We start from the raw sequence: 20403 nt of genomic DNA, 5'->3' as shown, positions 1-20403 counted from the left end.
GCAATAAGAGTTTGTAGAAAACTGTGTTGACACTTTGGTATAGTACAAAATAAAAAAGAAAACGAGAAAGTATATGTTTGAAATAAGTGAAAATATCGAGAATTATTATGAGTTAAGCCAAACAGTGCGTGAGAAAATGCGCATGATTGACGATATGGCAGATCAGCTGGGTGAGCTTTTGGATTGGAACTTGACCATTGACTTTCAGATTATCAATCAAGATGATAAATCATCATTATATGGTGTATCCATTATTGCAGGGGAATCGGATGACGACGAGGCGCCGGTGTTTTTCTCAACGGCATCAGCAGATGAGGCATTGATCCGTTTACAAGTCTATTTGGAGTTGATGGAGAAATTTGAGATTAGCAATTTGGCAAGATCTGAAGAATATTACCAACAATCGTTGGATAAACTTGCGCATTATTACAATGATTCTTGTGATGATTTGTTGCATCAAATCGTGCTTGAGAGTTTCTTTGAGTTTAATGAGAGGTTAGTCGATAATTAAATGTAGGGGCGTATTGCATACGCCCCATTAAAATGACAAGGATGGTGGCAGTATGAGAAAAAGTCTTTATTTTTATATCTTTTATATTTTTTATACATTGATAGTTACTGTAACCAGTGTGAAGTTAGCTTATCCAGCAGCAAATAGTTATCAGCAGATTGTGCCACTTAACTCATGGATGATACAGCAGCAAGAGAAGTGCAAAAAAAATCAAGATCAAACATCAACGACCTTATGCGCTTTGAATAGTTGGTTGTCACTGAAGCTCAAATCACAAATTGCCCACTCAACTATGAATCTACATCTTAAAGCGTTTGACGAGCATAAATCACAAGTTCAGTTGATTGTTGCCAAAGAGACCAGTGCGCCTTATATCAATATGGATTTATTTTTAGAACAATTGGGCTTGCTGCAACAGCCTATGGATTGGCAAGCGTATTTAAACCCCTCAATCCTTAATAAGGGCGTAATAGAAATCTCCTACCCATTAATGATTGCGAGTCGTCAAATCATTAAGTTTATCGGACTGCCTGCACAGACACAGTTTACTCCACAACAGTTAGAGAAAGTATATCCCGCGCAATTAACGGCAGTGATCAGCAAAGAAAAGCAAGTTATTGATATTGATATTCAACTTGATATCGCAAAACTTGCACTTGTGCATATGAGTTTTCATGCTCAAATTGATGGTGTGCTATCGCTTAGCCCATTATTGGCAGATTTTACAGAACAAGACGTCCACAATAGTATTAAAAACAAGGTTTATCCCAGTGAATTTACGCTTAGTTTAACTAATACAGGGCTTATTGAAGATATTATGCAGGAGTTATTGGGCGATCAATCATTGATATATTCACCCATGTTATTGATGCATTTATCGGACTATTTCACGCAAATCGCCTTATTGCAACGTGATCGGTTATTGAAAAGAGGATTTATCAGTTTAGCTGATTTTATTGTGCTACCCAGAAGCTTGAGTGTAAAGGCGGTGAATAACTATGGGCAGCAACAAAGCTTTAGCTTATGGCAAGATATGCTTGATTGGCTTAATTTTGATTATCAATGGCAGACGCTCATGCTTAAACAGCAAGAAGATAAAAGTAGTGCACTGCAACAAAAAATATTCAAGGTCAATGCGCAAAGGGTTAAATATAAAAATAAGCTGTTAGCTCTCTTTAAGAGGGGTTTTTCTTATCAATTTTTCAGTAATGGTGTTGAAGTAAAATAGGCTAAAAAAGATAAAGTTTTTAAATATCACGCATATTGCTCGCAAAAAAATCAATATTCACTATGTTTACAATACTGCTTACTGCTGGTTAGCAGTCAGGTGAATCAGGAATTTGTTAAAACTTGGAAGTAAAAGAAATAAAAGAAGTAACAATAAACGATAAAGGTGATGATATGCTAGGAAGGTACTCAAAAAATCTATTTGCACTAGTTGCAATCAGTTTCGTTATATTATTAAGCGCTTGTGGTGGAAGTGGTGGCAGTGGTGGCGGTGGTGGTGGCTCATCAACCGCATCTGTAGGTACACAGACCGTGAATTGCCCACAGGGATCAACTTGCGCACCTGAGCAGGTTTCAATGGTTGAAGCTCAATCATAATCAAGGAGGATACGATGAAAATCAAACGATTAAATATACACTATCTTGCGTTATTAATGGGGGCGTCTGTGTCGGCATCGTATGCTGTGCCGACATCAGGAGATTATGTGAATGATCTACCTCAAACCTATACCAATAACTTCACACAAGAGACGATGGATCAGATTAATGGTATTTTGTGTGTGTTTGCGCAAACGAATTATCCTGAGTTTACAAATCAAGGGGCTTATCTGTCAAAGGTTGATATGAATGCCTGTAATATGGGTGATGAGCGAAGTGACAACAGTGTTCCGATTTTATCTGATATTGTCGGTGAGTCAACGAATGCCAATGGCGTGCAAACGGTCACTTTCTGGATTGATGGCTTACAAGTGGGTGATGGTGACACCGTATTGATTGAAGGCAAATTAGTGGCAACAGAAACACCAACGACACTTAATCCTTATGGTGTGTTTAGTTTAAATTATGTGTCTTATCCGTATGTCAATGGTGTGCTAAATCGCACAACGCCGCAGTTTAGAGGATTTATTAGTGCTTCACAGGCGACCAATGGACGTGCTTTGGTGAAATACTTTGAAACGGAAGGAACTACCATTAACAATAGTCGCAATGTCGCTTTGGCCTTTATTCAAACTGCTGAAAATACGGGTTATGGACAGATCTCAAGTGTTTTTAATCAAAGCTCGATGTTGGCAAAAATTGCTTTTAATAGTAGTCATTTAGAAAATCTGGTCACACGTGCCGATTTGACTAATGGTCAGGCTGAGATTTGTTATGATCGCAATAATTATACAACGAGTGTTTATCGCTATGGTCTATATAATGCTGATGGTAGCCGCGTTAACCGTGATTCCGGTGGTTTCCCCGTTGAGATGACAATCAATAATGAAACAAAACGTGGTTGGTTAAGTTTTTATGGGTTATGGTTGCCGGGTAACCCAACGGTTGCTGATGGCACGGCTGCCACGAAAAAAGATATGCAAACAGGGGCAACAACTGCTGGTACCATTGAAGTGGGTCCAGGGAGGCTTGAGCTGCAAACCGCGCGCTCAATTACATTGAGTCAATTAGCAGGGACTCGTTTACGTCTACATGCGCTTAATCAGAATCAAGCGACAGCGATTGTATTATGGAATTCAACTAATCAGCAATTTGACAAAGTCGGTGAGGATAGCTGTAACCAAAATGGTTGTAGCTTTACCCCTACAACACCTGCAGTAGCTATTTCAAACTCAGAGCTGCAAACGAGCTATCTAGGTCAAAACTATAGTTTAAATGTATCTATTGATGGTGTTGGTGGCGGTGGCTTTACCAATATTCCAATGCGTGATCAAAATAATCAAGTTGTGTTACCGACTAATAGTACACAGTTGGTGGTGTGGACAAACGCGCTTGTAGCGCCAACGGCAGCAGATGATACTTTAATACTGCATTGCTATAACAATTGTCCAGTGTGGAACAGTGGCTTAACACAATGGGAAACCAAATATCCGGCGTGGGATAGCTCAGGATCTCCTAATCTCTATTTAACCTATATGATCAATAAAAATATTCTTGCGACTAATAATGCTTATACTTTACTTGATCCAAATGGTGTGCCGGTGACCTCAACAACTGATAATTTATGGGTTGGTGAGATGGTACCAAATACAGTTAATGTTGGTACGAATATTGATAGTCTATATAATGGCACCATTACCCAAAAGTACACTTGGCAAAGTGGACCACAACCGTGGAATAAGTTCTACACTTTCAAAGCAACCAGTGACAATAGCATTAGTAGTTTTGAGCCACCGATTAGCTTAACCTACAATGATGGTCAGGGTAGTCGCTTTATTGAGTATGAATCCTTTGGGCAGTTAAACGGTATTCCAGGTAAATGTTATAGTCGCTTAGATAATACCTTACAGCCGCAATGTGGTGGCAACGATCAAATTTGGGTGCCAGATTATAATGTGCCAACAGGGGCTGAGCTTACGCAAACAGCAAATGCCAATGTTAGCTATTTTGTCAAGCAGTTGGGTATTGCGCAAAACTTACTTCCACTTGCAGTAGGAGCAGCAAGAGATGCGTGTATCAGTGATCTACAAACACTAATTATCCAAGCAGGCACCGATAGCAATGTCACTTTGCCAACATTGAGTGACTGGGTTGATCCAAATATTGGTACGATGCCAAGCGTTGGTGATATTCCAAAGGTAATTGCAGGTGTGACACAACCGCAAACATAGGTGTTAGGTTTTTAGAATCTTTGCTATACTAGCGACACTTAAGAATATGAAAGCTCTTTTGATTAAAAGGGCTTTTATTTTTGTTGCAACTAAACCCTCGTCTTAAAAGCATTCAGCGTTCCCTGAGCGAAGTCGAAGGTTAATTAGTTGCAGCTATGTCGTTATAAAATAAGGAAAAATAATGCAATTACCTCATTGTCCACAATGTCAAAGTGAATATGTTTATCAAGATGGTGACATGCTCATCTGCCCTGAATGTGCTTATGAATGGCAAATTAATGCTGTTACAGAAGAAGCCACTGATGTCAAAAAAGATGCGTATGGCACGCCTTTACAAGATGGTGATAGCATTACGGTGATTAAAGATTTAAAAGTGAAAGGCTCATCACTAGTTGTTAAAGTTGGCACTAAAGTTAAAAATATTCGCCTAGTTGATGGTGATCATGATATCGATTGCAAAATTGATGGTATTGGCGCGATGAAGTTGAAATCAGAGTTTGTCAAAAAAGCCTAAAATATCAATTTTCTGCTTTAAGGGACCTAGTTAATAGTGCATGAGCTGTTGTACGCATATCTTGATTTTCGTGGAGAATGCTATAAACCGCTTCAACGATTGGCATTGCCACATTGTGCTTTTGTGCCAACTTATAGACAGCATTCGCTGAAGCAATGCCCTCAACCACTTGCTTGACTTCGTTGCAAGCTTCATCAATGCTTTTGCCTTGACCGACAAGTACCCCAAAGCGGCGATTACGCGATTGATTGTCAGTGCAGGTTAATAGCAGGTCACCAAGCCCGCTTAAGCCATAGAAGGTCTCAAGCTTACCACCTAATGTTAAACCTAATTGGGTCAGCTCATTAAGTCCACGGGTAATTAAGCCCGCACGCGCGTTAGCGCCAAAGCCAAGACCGTCTGAGATACCACAGGCAATGGCCAGTGCGTTTTTAACAGCACCACCGATCTCAGCACCAGTGACATCTGTTGAGGTATAACAGCGGAAATTATCACTATTAAAAAGCAGTTGAATATGTTTGGCATAATCATCGCGCTTAGAGGCAGCCAAAATGGCAGTAGGTAAGCCTTTAGCGACTTCTTTGGCAAAACTAGGTCCTGTGATTAAACCAAAGGGATTATCTTTTAGGATATCTTCAGCCATTTGATCTAATAGCTGATAACTATGATGGCAAAAGCCTTTTGTCGCTGAGATCACACCTTGTGTGCTCGTTAAATGTGGTTTGATCGCGTCTAGTGTTTTCACAAAGCCAACACTTGGTGTCGCCATTAAAATGTCATCACATTGATGTATAACACTTTGCCAATCATTGATGGCAATTAAATTTGCTGGGAAATCAATATCCGGCAAGTAGCTGTGATTATGTTTATCACGAATCATTTGTGTGTTGTGTGTGTCTTTCCATGAGTGGATATAAACCATATGACCAACGCGCGCTAATTGTAACGCAAGCGCTGTGCCCCATGAACCAGCACCCATGACAAGAATTGTATTATTCATAAAAATAGTAACTCCAGTTGTTTATGCTAATGACTTAATACCAAGCAAGCGATCACTTTCTTGATAGGCTTTATCAGCAAATTCGCCCATCCATTGTTTCACATCGTTAAATTGTTGACTAAATTCAAATTTGCCATTGCTTGACTTTAATTGCTCTACTTGTTTTAGAATCAATTGGGCATAATCATGAATGCTATTTAAGCGCTCATGGTCAGAGGCAATAATATTGGCATATAAGTCGGCATCCTGACTAAATAAACGTCCAATAATGTTAAGCTCCATTTTGTAAACAGGGCTTGAGATTGCCATTAATTCTTCCAAATGGATATTATGTTGTTTTAAGAACATTCCCATGCAGAATACGGAAAAATGTTCAATACCTTGGATAAATGTCATTGCTTGGTCATGTGCGCTTGCGGTCATTTTTTTAAGTGTAAATCCTAAGGTTATAAGGTCATCGATGAACCATTGATAATGTTGAGCGTTGCGCCCATCGCAGTAAACAATCACCTGTTTATTGCTGTTGGTAACGGTTGGTCCAAAGATCGGGTGAAGTCCAATAACAGCACCATGATGTGCGCTGAGCATTTTGGTCATTGGTGCTGATTTAATGCTTGTTAAGTCCGCAAGTATAGTATTAGAGCTAATATACTCGGAAGTTTTTGCAATGATTTCATCAGTGAGCGCAATGGGGGTGCTGATAATCACCATATCTTGGTTTTGCAGAAGTGTTTGTGCCTCTTGCCAATCATCTTCACCAAAAAGGGTGATATCATAATGCGCAAGTTGCTTAAGAAAAAAAGCTAAGCATTGCCCCATAGCACCATGACCACCAATAATACAAATGCGACGTGTTGGCTCTTTTGTTATTTCTTTCATTTCTTTCATTTCTGTCATGATTTTATGCCTTTAACCATAATGTAATGGGTCCATCATTGGTGAGTGATACTTGCATATTAGCGCCAAATTTCCCTTGCTGAATGCGTGCATATTTTTGCGTAATATCAGCGTGAAATTCAGCAAATTTTGCTTTGGCAATCTGCGGTGGGCATGCTCCAGAAAAGCTCGGGCGTAAGCCGCGATCAGTATCAGCAGCCAGTGTGAATTGCGGCACAAGTAACAACTCACCATTGATATCAATAAGGCTCTTGTTCAGCTTGCCATGATCATCTTCAAAAATGCGTTGATTTAAAAGCTTGTGTGCCATTTTGTCATATTCTTTTTTTCCATCTTTTTCTTCGATACAGATAAGTGCCATAATACCTTGGGCAATATGTGCAATTTGATCATTGTCGACGGTAACAGAAGCGTGAGTAACACGCTGTATGAGGCTTAGCATATTGCTGTACGTTCAATTTTAAAGTGTCATTAGCATATACTCATCACAAAGCATTTTACAGAATTTTTTGCGTTGTAATTTGTTAAGATATAATGATTTTATGATGGGTTATTACGCTTACGCATCAAGAAAATAGGTTAGCACAAAGAAGCGTGCTAATAGAGGGTGACTTAAGTTAAATTAATCCAGCCTCTTTGACAATATCGCGCTCGTGGCGAAGCTCTTCTAATGTTTTATTGAAAGCTTGTTTTCCGAAGGCATCTTGCGTAATGCCTTCAACAACTTTAATTTCACCATTCTTAACGATGCATGGTACTGAGAAGATAAGTCCTTTGTCGACACCATATTCACCATTGGAAACTTTTGAAATTGAGACCGTTTCACCTGCTGGTGTGTCAAAAATAATGCCTCTAACACTAGTGATAACGGCATTCGCTGCAGAAGCTGCAGAAGATGCGCCACGCGCTTTAATGACAGCCGCGCCACGTTGCTGAATCATTGGTGTGAATTCTTCTTCTAACCATTTGCGGTCAGTAATGACATCAGTTGCAGGTTTACCTGCAATTTCAGCATGGGCAAAATCAGGGAATTGTGTTGCTGAGTGGTTACCCCAAATGGTCATTTTCTTCACTGCAGTAACATCAACACCGGCTTTAATTGCAAGTTGCTTACGCGCGCGGTTCTCATCAAGTGAAATCATCGCAAAGAAGCGATCATTAGGGACATTCGCGGCATTCATCATAGTGATCAATGCATTGGTATTACAAGGGTTACCAACCGCTAAAACGCGGACATCTTTAGCAGCATGTTTACTGATAGCTTCACCCATTGGTTTAAAAATTTTACCGTTTACACCTAATAAGTCAGAGCGCTCCATACCTGCTTTGCGAGGAACTGCACCAATCATTAGCACCCAGTTGGCATCTTTCACCGCTTCATTAACATCTGCCGTGCAAGTAACACTTTTTAATAGTGGGAATGCGCAGTCATCAAGCTCCATTTTAACGCCTTGCAATGTTGGCAATGTTTGCTCTAATTCCAGTAAATTAAGATGTACATTAACATCTTTACCAAACATTTCACCTGAAGCGATTCTGAAAATGACGGCATAACCAATATTACCAGCTGCCCCTGTTACGGTAACGCGCACACTTTTATTTGAACCATTTGACATGAATTATTTCTCCTTATGATTTAACGAGTAGATTTCGTAGTATTTTCACCCGCAAGATAATAACAAGTTTGCCTGCTATCGAACAGAGGCATTAGCATTATTTGTGGTATAAATTAAATTTATTTACTCTCGTTGCTTTGTTTGTAAAATTGATACACGCGAACGCCTGTTGTCCACAAAACCAAAAGTGTGAAAACAATACCGATGATCATGGCAAATTGGTTAAAGATAATCATCGCGATAAAAAAGATAAAAGCCTCAGCACGCTCCATAAGACCAGGGCTATAATAAAAGCTTTTTTCCGATTGTTTTTCCGAAAAAATGCCAACTAATAGGAAGCTGCTGACACAGACAAGCATCGACATCATCATTAATAAACACACAAAGGCTAAATTGGGATCGCGTATAAAAAGGGCGATCACGATAAATGATTCAACCAGTCGATCACTGAGAATATCAAGCACGGTACCAAAATGTGTACTGTTGTTTTGCATACGAGCAACCGAGCCATCAAGGATATCTAGGTAACCTGAAATAAGTAGCCACAAAATAGCCATGAGGTTAAATTCAGCACTTAAAAAGCAAGCACTAATAAAGCCTGTGATCAAGGAAGCGATGGTAATGGCATTAGCAGGCAGATGGCGCGCGCCGATATGCAGAAGGGGTTGAATAAAAACCCTTTGAAATAGTGGGCGCAGACTTGATTCGATCATCGTTAAAACCACCTCATTAAAAACTGCACAAGTTTGCGTGTTTTAGCGCTATAGAGCTTAGGGGTGTAAAAACTGCCTGCAACACGTTTATTGATTTCACTTAAAGTCGGGTAGGGGGTAATAAGGCTTGCCATATGTTTAATCCGTAAGTTGTTTTTGATTGCCAGTGTCCATGGTGAAATGAGCTCGCCAGCGTTCTCACCAACAATTGAGACACCTAAGATCTGACCTTTATGATTAACGGCAACTTTAATCATCCCTTCTGTTGCAAGTGATGCTTGCGCGCGATCATTGTCTTTAAAGCTGAGTGTTAAAATCTGTAAGTTTTGCTGTTGTGCTTCTTGGATTGCAAGACCCGTGTGCGCGATCTCTGGTGTGGTATAGATAACCCAAGGGAAGCTTGAGTAATCAACTTTTGCTGGTAGTTTGAATAATATGTTTTGAATGACAATGCCAGCATGATAGCTTGCCATGTGCGTGAATTGTAAAGAACTCGCAATATCACCAATGGCGTAGATATGCTTATGATTGGTGCGTAAGCGTGCATCAACGGTGATGCCACGCACTGTGTGGTTGATGTTGGCTTGATCAAGATGCAGCTTTTCAATATTGGGGGTGCGACCAGTAGCAATCAATACATCGGATGCGGTGAGTTTGCAATCATGGTCATTGTGTTGATAGTGAATGTATTTTAATCCGTCACTATTTTGACTAAAGCCATCAATTTTCACATCGGTAATGACATTGATCTTAAGATCATTAAATGCATTGATAACAACGGTTTTACAATCGCTATCGGCAGCTCCTAGGATTTCAGTGCTAGCTTCAAGTAAAGTGACTTTAGTACCTAAAAGTGCGTAACTTTGGGCGATCTCGCAACCAATGGGACCGCCGCCAACAATTACAAGGTGTTCAGGTTTTTCGCTAAGATCAAAAATGGTCTCGTTAGTAAGATAATCAATCTGACTGAGTCCAGAAATAGGCAAAATGCGGGCACGCGAACCAGTGGCGATGACAATATATTTGGCATGAATAAGATGCTCACCTGCTTGAATGGTTTTGGAGTCAATAAAGTGTGCATAGGCTAAGATAACTTTCACTCCAAGTGATTCAAAACGTTCGATAGAGTCATGCGGCGCAATCGTTTCAATCACTCGATGGATATGTTGGTGCATCGCCTTAAAATCAATAGCTGTTTGACTGTCAATGCCGAATTGCTTAGCTTTCATGATATGTGCCATGCTGCGTGATGCTTCGATCAAGGCTTTTGATGGCACGCAACCTGAGTTTAGGCAATCTCCGCCCATTTTATTACCCTCGCATAATATGACATTTGCACCCATCTGCTGGGCTGCGGCAGCCACTGAGAGACCACCAGATCCAGCACCAATAATGCAAATATCACATTTTAATGGTTTTAAATGTTGAGTATTTGACATAATTACTCCTTATGTGGGTTATCTTGTAGCGTGCGGCTGTTTTTGAGTTTTTTATAAATAATTGGCACTAAAGATAATAATGCCAAGGCACAGATAGGTAATAGTATTTGTGGCGAGAATATGATTTTAAGATTAAGCACATGTCCTTGTTCAAGCGCAAAACCAAGACCACTGCCAACCCAAGCATAAATAAAGGTGCCAGGGATGATACCTAGTAATGTGCCTATAAAAAAATGGCGTAGACTCACGCCTAAGACTCCCGCGGCAATATTGATAATAAAAAATGGGAAGATAGGTAAGAGCCTTAAAAACAATAAATAATTAAACTCATTTTTTTGAAAGCCATCGCGCATTTTGGCAATACTGCCCGAAGCTTTATGTTTTAAACTTTCAGCAAACGCCATACGTACGGCTAAGTAGGTAATCGTTGCACCAATAGTAGCAGCAAGAATGGTCCAAATAGCGCCAAAGAAAACACCAAAAAGAAATCCGCCTAACAGTGTCATAATCGTGGCTCCTGGGATTGAGAACGCAACGATAATGATATAGATGAGCATAAAAATAAGCACACTTAGAAAATAGTGTTGTTGGGTAAACGCTTGTAAGTTTTGATAATGCATCGCTAAGGTCTCAAGGGACAGATAATGCTCGCCACCTAAAGCAAAAAAAATGATTAAACCGATAATTAAAAGGATAATAGGAAACAAACGCTTTAAGGACATCTGCAATCACTCTCCATGTCATTGTCTAAAGGTACGTAGAGGATAACAGATAAAAAATAAGTTCAATATAAGTAGCTATGCAAATTTTATCCGATGTTTTTTTTGGATTCTCGGATCAAGTCCGAGAATGAATATAAGTCGTCATATTCGGGCTTGACCCGAATATCCATGATTACTAATAGACTATTTTTTAGGCGCTCAAAGAACATACAAAATAGATTTATCAGAAATGTTTGGTGTGTCTATTTTAGATTTTCTTAAACACAAGCGTGCCATTGGTGCCACCAAAGCCAAATGAGTTAGACATGGCAATGTCAATTTTCATTGGTTTTGCTTGGTGTGCTGCATAATCTAAGTTACAGCCCTCATCAACATTATCAAGGTTGATAGTTGGTGGTGCGACTTGATCACGAATAGCAAGTAACGAGAAGATGGCTTCAATCGCGCCAGCTGCTCCTAGCATATGTCCAGTCATTGATTTGGTTGAGCTCATGACGATATTTTTAGCATGATTACCCATAAGCTTTTCAGCTGCTTGGCTTTCTTTAACATCACCAGCTGGCGTTGATGTGCCATGCGCATTGATATATTGCACTTGATCAGCATTGATGCCTGCATCTTCAAGAGCTAGTTGCATACACTCATAGCCACCTTCGCCACTTGGGCTGGTGATGTGAAAAGCATCAGCATTCATAGCATAACCAATAAGCTCACCATAAATTTTGGCACCTCGCTTTTTAGCGTGCTCGTATTCTTCTAATACAACAGCCGCTGCACCATTAGATAGCACAAAACCATCACGATCTTTATCCCATGGGCGTGATGCGCCTTTTGGATCATGGTTGCGCTCAGATAACGCACGAGCTGCCGCAAATCCGCCGATTCCAATAGCAGTGTTGGCTTTGTCAGCACCACCGGCAATCATCACATCAGCATCGCCATAAGCGATCATACGTGCTGCCATACCGATGTTGTGTGCACCCGTTGTGCAAGCGGTAACGACTGCAGTATTGGGACCTCTTAGGTTGTGCTTAATCGAGAAGTTGCCAGAGATAAGATTGATGATTGTTGCTGGGATACAAAACGGCGATATACGCTTTGGACCTTTGGTATCGATAACAACACGCGTTGCCTCAAGCTCGCCAAGTCCACCAATTCCTGAAGACATTGATACACCGATGCGGCGGCAATTCTCGTCAGTCACTGTGATACCAGCGTCTTGCCATGCTTCTTCGGCAGCCACAAGACCATATTGCATGAAGGGGTCGTATTTTTTGATTTCTTTTTTATCAAAATGCTGTAAAGGATCGAAGTTTTTAATGGTGCCACCAATGGTGACCTTAAACTCAGAAATAGAAGGTCCGTGCTCGAGATCAAATTCAGGTAATTGTGTAATACCGCTTTGACCTTTTAAAATCGCATCCCATGTGCTTTTGACATCATTACCAAGCGGGCTTAATGCGCCAAGTCCAGTAATGACAACGCGTCTTGCTGATTTCATGATTTCATTATCCAAATGTTTATACCGCCCACAAACCATTTTGCAAAATTTTTATCATTGAATTTCTCGTACTTTTGGGTGATTGGATTTTGGTAATAGTCCTAGCTATTAACTGCAATCCAATCACCCAAAAGTATCAAAAACTTCTTCGATATTAAACACCGCAAAATGATTTACAAGCGGTATGGTTATACAAATAAAAAATCAGCATTAACCTTGCGACTAATGCTGATTTCTCATAAATTCATCAGTTACTTTAAAGAAGCGATGAGTGATTATTTGTTGTGTGCTTCGATGTAAGTGTAAACGTCTTGCACAGTCTTGATTTTTTCAGCTTCTTCATCTGGAATCTCAGTGTCAAATTCTTCTTCTAAAGCCATGACTAATTCAACAGTGTCAAGAGAGTCAGCGCCTAAATCATCGATAAAAGATGCTTCTGCTTTTACATCTTCAGGCTTAACACCTAATTGTTCAACGATGATAGCGTTTACTTTTTCTTGAATTGCGCTCATTTTGTTTCCTTAAGTTTTTACTTATTAATATTTATAAAACTGTCTTTAAATTTATGGCATCTGCCAACCGAGTAGACATTGTAGTGAAATGTGCCTTATTTGCAATAAACTTACAACAAAATTCTGCTAAAACTGGCTGGTCTTGCTATTTATTGAACAGATATTTCTATCAATCATCAACCTCATTATCGTTAACTGTGATTTCTGCGGCAAAGCACAAAAAATTCAACCTAGAAAGTCCGCTATTTATAATTGAATCAGTATATTGTTGGTCTATACTTTCCTTATCAAGGAAATAATAACCATGGAACTCAAGTGCGATGCTGGATGTAAATGAAATATTGATTGTTGATGATGAGCCGATTATTTGTGAGCTGATTGAAAGTATTTTGCAGTCTAAGGGCTATATGACGCACAGTGCATACAATGGCAAGGCGATGCTTGAGTATTTGAGTCAGAAAATCCCAAGCTTAATTATTTTGGATTATCAACTGCCAGATTTAACAGGGCATAGTCTATGTCAAAAAGTGCGCCAGCAATCACAAGTTCCGATTTTGATGGTGACGGCACATGATAGCCAAGCCAATCTAATACGTAGTTTTGAGCTTGGAATAGATGACTTTCTAGCCAAGCCATTTGATCCTAAGGAGCTGTTATTGCGCATGGAAGCAATTTTGCGCCGCAGTCGCAAGACACAAATGGCATTGTCTCAATCAACGCAAGAAGATCAGATTAATTATCAATTTGACCGTTGGTATTTTGAACCGTCAGCTCTTAATCTGGTTGATAAAAATAATATTAACAAAAAACTCAATTTGACTGAGTATGAGGTGAAGCTATTGAGTTTGTTTTGCGCGAATGCTGAGCGGATTATCACGCGTGAGCAGATTCACAAAGCTTTGGAGAGTCATGCCGATGATGCGTCATTACAGGCGATTAATGTTTATGTTTATCGCTTACGCAATAAGATCGGTAAAGATTTGATTCAATCGATTCGCTATAAAGGTTATAAATTTTTGGCGGATGTTCAGGTGATTGCATCGTAAATTAATCCTGTGAAAGCCCTTTCTATTTAAGTTCTCGCGCATTAAACTACTTCAAGTTTTAGCCAAATTGGATCATATGATGAAATTATTAGACTTTGAAGTGGGAATGGATAAGCCATTTTTTTTAATTGCTGGACCTTGTGTTATTGAATCAGAAGCACTAGCCATGGATACAGCAGGTTATCTCAAAGAGTTAACTGATGAATTAGGTATTTCGTTTATTTATAAATCTTCTTTTGATAAAGCGAATCGCTCATCGATTAATAGCTTTAGAGGTCCTGGAATTGAGAAAGGGCTTGAGATTTTAGCGAAAGTAAAAAAAGAAATTAATGTTCCGATACTAACTGATGTGCATGAAGATACGCCATTAGCTGAAGTTGCAAGTGTTGTTGATGTATTGCAAACGCCAGCTTTTTTGTGTCGTCAGACAAACTTTATCGTACGCGTATGCGAGCAAGGTTTACCCGTTAATATTAAAAAGGGGCAGTTCTTGGCACCTTGGGATATGAAGCAGGTGATGGAGAAAGCCAAATCAACGGGGAACAAGCAAGTGATGGCATGCGAAAGAGGGGCAAGCTTTGGTTATAACAATCTGGTTTCAGATATGCGTTCATTAGCGGTTATGCGTGAGACAGGCTGTCCTGTGGTCTATGATGCGACACATTCAGTGCAGTTGCCAGGTGGGCAGGGTAATGTCTCAGGCGGGCAACGTGAATTTGTACCAGTGTTAGCGCGTGCGGCAGTTGCAGCTGGGATTTCAGGCATATTTATGGAAACACATCCAGATCCAGCCAAGGCCTTAAGCGATGGGCCAAATGCGTTACCAATTCAAAAAATGAAGTCATTATTAATGCAACTTCAACAGATTGATCGCATTGTTAAATCACAGCCGCTATTAGAAAACACACTTTAATCAACATAGCTGATTGTGCATAAAAAAATCATTCAGCTGTCGCTTCCTTTAATCCTTGCCAATATTAGTTTGCCATTATGTGGCATTGTTAATTCAGCATTGATGGGTAATCTGCATGCTAGTAGTTATTTGGCAGCCAGTGCTTTAGGCGTTGCAGTAATCACCTTTATCAGTGCATTGTTTTACTTCTTACGAATGAGTACAACGGGTGTTATTGCGCAACAATACGGTAAGAGAGACTTTAATAAGATCTTTGATTGGTTAGTGAAGGCGCTTATTGTTGCGATGATATTGGCGCTTGTGCTAATTATGCTACAAGGCGTCATTTATGATCTGGCATTATCAATATTATCGATGAATAAAGCCGTAACCAAGCTATTTAGCGAATACTTTAATATCACTATTTATGCTTTGTTGTTTGTCCTTATTAATTATGTTTTGCTTGGCTTCTTTATTGCGCTACAACGGGCAAAGCTTGCTTTCTTGATGGCATTAATTACGAGCATCTCAGGTATTTTGTTGAGTCTTGTTTTTGTTGAATTACTGCATTTAGATATTAAGGGAATAGCTTATTCCGTGGTGTTATCACAGGCTTTTAGCTGTATATTTGCATTGTTTTTCAGTATTAAAATCGCCAAAGCTAACAAGGTTTCATTGAAGAAGCTAATACATCGTAATCAATTTAATTGGCGAGCTTATCAAGCATTTATGTCGGTTAATGGTGATATTTTTATACGCTCTTTGTGTTTACAAGTCTGTATTAATTCATTCTTTGTGTTCTCAGCACATATGGGGCAGGAAGTGCTTGCTGCAAATACTTTGCTGATTGAGTTTGCGATGTTGTTAGCACTCTTTTTGGATGCCTTAGCCAATGCAACAGAAACGCTTGTTGGTGAAAATGTTGGGCAAAATGATAAAAGCGCATTAAGGAGCACGTTGTTATATACGCTGAGTTACTCTATTGCTTTTAGTTTACTGTTTGTGTTGATTTATGCCTGTGTTTACCCGTGGATATTTGATTTGTTAACCTCTATTGCAAGTGTCCGCCAAGCAGCTGAGCATTACGTTATCTTTTCGATTATATTCCCATTAATCGCGGTATTTAGTTTTTGGTTAGATGGTGTATTTGTTGGTTTGCTTAAAACAACGATTATGCGTAATGCAATGATCGTATCTATGGTTTTATATTTGTTAAGTGTTGCGGCTTTTTGGTCATTGGGCAATATTGGATTGTGGGTTGCGTATTTATTGTTTTTTATTTATCGAGCAATAACGTTAGGTGTACCACTTATGAAGGTTTTAAAGTGATGAGCGTGAGTTTTTAACCTTTGACATAGCTCAATGCTTCTTTAAAGGTATGAACGCCTGCCTCGGGATGTGTGGCATGCTCACTTAAAAATCGGCGATATAGCCGCGCATTTGGGTAACCATTAAATAAATTAAGCGTGTGACGCGTAATATGATTGAGCTTGCGATCAGGCGCTTTTAGTTCTTCTTCAATATAGGGAATTAAACACTCAGCAACATCAAAAGGAGTGAGCTCATGACTTTTCTCGTTATAAAAGACGTGATCAACATCTTTAAATAACATCGGGTTGTGGTAAGCTTTGCGCCCAATCATCACGCTATCAACATATTGTAAATGCTGGTTGATGTCATCTAAGGTTGTTATACCACCATTAATGCCCATTAACTGCTTGGGGAATAATTTTTTAATTTGATAAACCGTATCATATTGTAAGGGCGGGATTGTACGATTTTCTTTGGGGCTTAAGCCATTTAACCAGCCTTTTCGCGCATGAATACATATAAAATCAGCCTTAGCATTAACAATACCTTGGATAAAGTGTGTAAGCTCTTCAAAGCTATCTTTATCGTCAACGCCAATACGACACTTTACTGAAATAGCGATGTTAACCGCTTGCTTTAAGGCGTTAACACACTCGGCAACGAGCTCAGGCTTATACATTAATGATAATCCAAAATCGCCACGTGAGACGCGATCACTCGGGCAGCCGACATTTAGATTGATCTCGCTATAACCTAAGTCTTCAGCAAGTTTGGCGCAAAAGATAAGATCATCTGGGTTGTTACCACCTAATTGTAATGTCAGTGGATTTTCCTCTGGCGAGTACTGCAATAAGCGCGCACGCGGTCCATGAATGATTGCATTAGCTGTAATCATCTCGGTGTAAAGCATGGTTTTTTTGGTGATTAGCCGCATTAAATAACGATAATGCCTATCTGTCCAATCAATCATTGGGGCGATACAAAGGGTGCGATTAAGTGGTTGTGTCATCGGTATTCTATTTATTCAAAACTTAAGGAGGCTATGGTAAAACATTCCGTGTAATTGTAAATGGAATTGGCGATTTATTTGCCATAAAGACTGGTTTTATTAGATTCTATTTTATATGCTCGATGCGTTTGGGAAAAAACGGGAAATGATAAAGGGGGGCGAAATGCTACTACAAATCAACAATTTATTAACGATTGCCATTGCTATTTTAGTGCTATTGGTTGGGATCTTTATTCAAAAGCGTGTGAATATATTAAGTCGTTTTTTTATACCTGCCCCCGTTGTTGGTGGGTTGCTGTTTTCAATATTGGTCGCAGTACTTAGTTATTTTGATTATATGCATATCAATTTTGATGCATCAGCTCAACAATATTTCATGTTGATATTCTTTGCAACGATTGGTTTTGCCGCAAGTTTGCGCTTTTTATTTATTGGTGGTAAAGCGGTATTGATATTATTTGCTTGTATGTGCTTATTGGTTATTTTACAAAATAGTCTTGGTGTATCATTGGCGATGTTGCTTGATATGCCGACAGCTTTTGGTTTGGTCAATAGCTCGATTACGATGATCGGTGGGCATGGTACAGGATTGGCGTTTGCGGGGACTTTACAAAATGACTTTGGTTTGCAAAATGCAGCAACGATTACAGCGGCGGCAGCAACGGTAGGACTGATTGCAGGCAGTTTATCGGGAGGACCTGTGGCAAAGTTTCTGATGCGTAAATATAAACCTGAAGTCACGGGTGCAAAAATGGATGCGGAAAGTCTAAAGAAACTGCAACTACATAAACCAAGTAAAATTTCTCAAGAGGGTATCTTTAATGCGGTGATTATGATTGCGTTAGCCATTGGTTTTGGCAGTATTTTTTCGGCGTGGTTTAAGTCACTTAATATTATTTTGCCGGATTATATTGGTGCGATGTTGGCAGCGGCTATTTTGCGTAACTGCTCAGATATGACCGATTGGTATGAGATTAGTCACACGGAGTTGCAAGTATTAGGTGCTATTTCACTTTCTATTTTCTTATCGATGGCATTGATGCAAATGAAGCTATTGGCACTTGTGAACTTAGCGATTCCAATGTTAGTGATCTTACTTGCACAAGTCGTATTAATGGTGCTATTTGCCATTTTTGTGATTTATAAATTACTAGGCAAAAGCTATGATGCGGTTGTCATGACTTGCGGCACTGTGGGCTTAGGAATGGGTGCAACACCAAATGCGATTGCTAATATGGATGCTTTTGTTGCTAAAAATCGCCCAGCACCACAGGCGTTTTTTGTGGTGCCAATTGTGGGTTCAGTATTGATTGACTTCTTTAATGCCGGAATGATTACCGCATTTTTAAATATCTTTTAAAGATTCTCATAAAACACTTTAATAATGCCATCTTCAAGCATGCGCGCTTTAATGCGCTGTGAACGCGTCAGATCATTTAGCATAATGGAAAAACTCAATAGGTGATTGCGCTTTGTTAATAGGTAGCCAGAAAGCGTTGAGACACCGGCTAATGTGCCCGTTTTGGCGTGAACGCGACCTTGCAATTTACCACCCATGCGATAAGCTAATGTGCCGTCTTCACCAGAGCTAGGCAATGCACTATATAGGCGTTTGCCAATGCTGCTGTTATAGACATTGGTTAATAAGCTCACCATAAACTGAGGGGTTACCGAATCAAGCTTGGAAAGACCTGAACCATCTTCCATGTGCAGCTCTCCAGTATCCACTTTATATGTTTTGCGGATAAGGGATTCAACAGCTTTGGTACCAGCGTCATTACTGCCTTGACCTGCTTGTGTATAACCAATGGTACGCATAAAACTTTCGGCATATAAATTGTCAGATTTCAATAGCATATGCGTAAGTAAGGCATCGATAGAATCGGATGAGATGCTCGCAACTTCAATTAAGCTTGACTTACTGGGTAATTTGCCAAATAAAGTATTGCCATGGTGTTTGATGCCTACTTGTGAGATAAAATCATCAATCGTTTGCTTAGTTTTTAAGGCGGGGTTAGCAATCGCAAGATTAAGGTAAGTCTCAGCTTTTGCTGGAATGCAGCCTGAGAGATTAAGGACATTGTTTCGAGTCATGTCAATGTCAAATTTACATTTGCCGCGATCCTGCGCTGTGGCTAATCGAGTGGTATTGTTAATCGTGATATTACTGGTATTAGAAAGTTCTTTGACTTTGGTATTTGTGCCACTCGTGTTGATAAGCTTAATCACAAAACAATTTTTATTCATATTTAAGCTAGAAGCTGGGGCTGCAAAGCAGTAAGGTATGTCATTCTTAGACCAACCGTTAGGCACATAATCGCCAGAGAAGTGATTGGCTATTAACACAACATCACCATTGATGCGTTTGATGCCATGTTGTTTGGTTTGTGAGATCAGATTATATAAAGCGGCACCGGTAAGGCTTGGGTCGCCAGTAAACTCAATATACAAATTACCATTTAAGGTACCATTTTTGTATTGTGATTTTTGATAAAAAACAGAGGTTGTAAATTGGAAGTTTTTTGGCAGTGCCGTTAATGCAGCAACTGCTGTGAAAACTTTGTTGTTACTTGCTGGAGTGAACGGGCGGTCTTTAGCATATTGATAGAGTAGCTGCCCTGAATTAACACGCTCAACGGCAATGCCGATAGAGACGTCAGATAAGCGGTACATCTTAACAAGGGATTGAATCTCACTGCGCACGGAAGCATGCGCAAACGTAATGGTGCTTATTAAAGCATAACCTAGTAAAATAAATTTTTTCACAATGAACGCTATTTAAAACTATCGATTTTTAACGATGTCGTCGATAATACCAACTTTTGGAAGCGAATGTCATTACTGAATTGGCATATACCGCTTGTAAATTAATTTTGCGGTATTA

Annotated in this window: 20 protein-coding genes; 9 read left to right on the top strand and 11 right to left on the bottom strand. The window is 39.6% G+C overall.

Going from position 1 to position 20403, the window contains the following annotated elements; genetic code table 11:
- Positions 1-73: 73 nt before the first annotated feature.
- From F3D68_RS05150 to F3D68_RS05130, 5 genes are all read left to right on the top strand, one after another.
- The gene (locus tag F3D68_RS05150) at positions 74-511 is read left to right on the top strand and encodes a hypothetical protein (protein ID WP_151193381.1); all 438 of its coding nucleotides are present in this window, start codon (positions 74-76) and stop codon (positions 509-511) included.
- Between the two features lie 52 nt (positions 512-563).
- Entirely contained in the window at positions 564-1739 is a 1176-nt protein-coding gene (locus F3D68_RS05145) for a hypothetical protein (RefSeq protein WP_151193380.1), read from the top strand.
- Between the two features lie 173 nt (positions 1740-1912).
- Entirely contained in the window at positions 1913-2116 is a 204-nt protein-coding gene (locus tag F3D68_RS05140; RefSeq protein ID WP_151193379.1) for a hypothetical protein, read from the top strand.
- Positions 2117-2130: 14 nt separating this feature from the next.
- The gene (locus tag F3D68_RS05135; RefSeq protein WP_151193378.1) at positions 2131-4347 is read left to right on the top strand and encodes a hypothetical protein; all 2217 of its coding nucleotides are present in this window, start codon (positions 2131-2133) and stop codon (positions 4345-4347) included.
- Between the two features lie 178 nt (positions 4348-4525).
- The gene (locus tag F3D68_RS05130) at positions 4526-4861 is read left to right on the top strand and encodes a zinc ribbon domain-containing protein YjdM (protein ID WP_191092714.1); all 336 of its coding nucleotides are present in this window, start codon (positions 4526-4528) and stop codon (positions 4859-4861) included.
- Positions 4862-4865: 4 nt separating this feature from the next.
- On the opposite strand, the gene F3D68_RS05125 is transcribed toward F3D68_RS05130, so the two are convergent.
- The 9 genes from F3D68_RS05125 to acpP form a co-directional block, all read right to left on the bottom strand.
- On the bottom strand, positions 4866-5861 hold the full coding sequence (locus F3D68_RS05125; protein ID WP_151193376.1) for an NAD(P)H-dependent glycerol-3-phosphate dehydrogenase: 996 nt from the start codon (positions 5859-5861) through the stop codon (positions 4866-4868).
- 21 nt (positions 5862-5882) lie between these two features.
- Positions 5883-6758 (bottom strand): bifunctional chorismate mutase/prephenate dehydrogenase, encoded by an 876-nt coding sequence (gene tyrA / locus F3D68_RS05120; RefSeq protein WP_224728244.1) that lies wholly within the window; start codon positions 6756-6758, stop codon positions 5883-5885.
- Positions 6759-6762: 4 nt separating this feature from the next.
- Complete coding sequence (gene dtd / locus F3D68_RS05115) at positions 6763-7200, bottom strand: D-aminoacyl-tRNA deacylase (RefSeq protein WP_151193375.1); 438 nt, start codon at positions 7198-7200, stop codon at positions 6763-6765.
- Positions 7201-7375: 175 nt separating this feature from the next.
- A complete protein-coding gene (locus F3D68_RS05110) occupies positions 7376-8374 on the bottom strand; it encodes a malate dehydrogenase (protein WP_151193374.1) in 999 nt (332 codons plus the stop codon).
- A 119-nt stretch (positions 8375-8493) separates the two neighbouring features.
- The gene (locus F3D68_RS05105; protein ID WP_151193373.1) at positions 8494-9087 is read right to left on the bottom strand and encodes a CDP-alcohol phosphatidyltransferase family protein; all 594 of its coding nucleotides are present in this window, start codon (positions 9085-9087) and stop codon (positions 8494-8496) included.
- Positions 9088-9089: 2 nt separating this feature from the next.
- Positions 9090-10526 (bottom strand): dihydrolipoyl dehydrogenase family protein, encoded by a 1437-nt coding sequence (locus tag F3D68_RS05100; RefSeq protein ID WP_151193372.1) that lies wholly within the window; start codon positions 10524-10526, stop codon positions 9090-9092.
- Positions 10527-10528: 2 nt separating this feature from the next.
- Complete coding sequence (locus tag F3D68_RS05095; protein WP_151193436.1) at positions 10529-11248, bottom strand: TVP38/TMEM64 family protein; 720 nt, start codon at positions 11246-11248, stop codon at positions 10529-10531.
- A 247-nt stretch (positions 11249-11495) separates the two neighbouring features.
- Positions 11496-12749: a beta-ketoacyl-ACP synthase II gene (gene fabF / locus F3D68_RS05090; protein WP_151193371.1), complete on the bottom strand. Its 1254-nt coding sequence runs from the start codon at positions 12747-12749 to the stop codon at positions 11496-11498.
- A 275-nt stretch (positions 12750-13024) separates the two neighbouring features.
- The gene (gene acpP / locus F3D68_RS05085) at positions 13025-13261 is read right to left on the bottom strand and encodes an acyl carrier protein (protein WP_117003414.1); all 237 of its coding nucleotides are present in this window, start codon (positions 13259-13261) and stop codon (positions 13025-13027) included.
- A 320-nt stretch (positions 13262-13581) separates the two neighbouring features.
- Here acpP and F3D68_RS05080 point away from each other — a divergent pair, with 320 nt between their 5' ends.
- The 3 genes from F3D68_RS05080 to F3D68_RS05070 all read left to right on the top strand — a co-directional run bounded on the left by F3D68_RS05080 (position 13582) and on the right by F3D68_RS05070 (position 16528).
- Positions 13582-14307, top strand: a complete 726-nt coding sequence (locus F3D68_RS05080) for a response regulator transcription factor (RefSeq protein WP_151193370.1) — start codon at positions 13582-13584, stop codon at positions 14305-14307.
- Positions 14308-14386: 79 nt separating this feature from the next.
- On the top strand, positions 14387-15220 hold the full coding sequence (gene kdsA / locus F3D68_RS05075) for a 3-deoxy-8-phosphooctulonate synthase (RefSeq protein ID WP_151193435.1): 834 nt from the start codon (positions 14387-14389) through the stop codon (positions 15218-15220).
- Positions 15221-15235: 15 nt separating this feature from the next.
- Positions 15236-16528 (top strand): MATE family efflux transporter, encoded by a 1293-nt coding sequence (locus F3D68_RS05070; RefSeq protein ID WP_191092709.1) that lies wholly within the window; start codon positions 15236-15238, stop codon positions 16526-16528.
- Positions 16529-16541: 13 nt separating this feature from the next.
- Here F3D68_RS05070 and dusA read toward each other — a convergent pair whose 3' ends face one another.
- Positions 16542-17519: a tRNA dihydrouridine(20/20a) synthase DusA gene (dusA, locus tag F3D68_RS05065; RefSeq protein ID WP_151193368.1), complete on the bottom strand. Its 978-nt coding sequence runs from the start codon at positions 17517-17519 to the stop codon at positions 16542-16544.
- A 163-nt stretch (positions 17520-17682) separates the two neighbouring features.
- On the opposite strand from dusA, the gene gltS reads away from it, so the two are divergent.
- Positions 17683-18879, top strand: coding sequence for a sodium/glutamate symporter (gltS, locus tag F3D68_RS05060; protein WP_191092708.1), 1197 nt, complete (start codon positions 17683-17685; stop codon positions 18877-18879).
- Here the strand turns inward: gltS and dacB are convergent.
- Complete coding sequence (gene dacB, locus F3D68_RS05055) at positions 18876-20288, bottom strand: D-alanyl-D-alanine carboxypeptidase/D-alanyl-D-alanine-endopeptidase (protein ID WP_411954891.1); 1413 nt, start codon at positions 20286-20288, stop codon at positions 18876-18878. The two genes, gltS and dacB, sit on opposite strands and share 4 nt — an antisense overlap.
- Positions 20289-20403 lie beyond the last annotated feature (115 nt).

The organism is Cysteiniphilum sp. JM-1 (genome assembly GCF_008711525.1).
Taxonomy (GTDB): Bacteria; Pseudomonadota; Gammaproteobacteria; order Francisellales; family Francisellaceae; genus Caedibacter.
The sequence above is the reverse complement of the archived record's forward strand: the minus strand, read 5'-3'. Positions and strand labels throughout refer to the sequence as shown.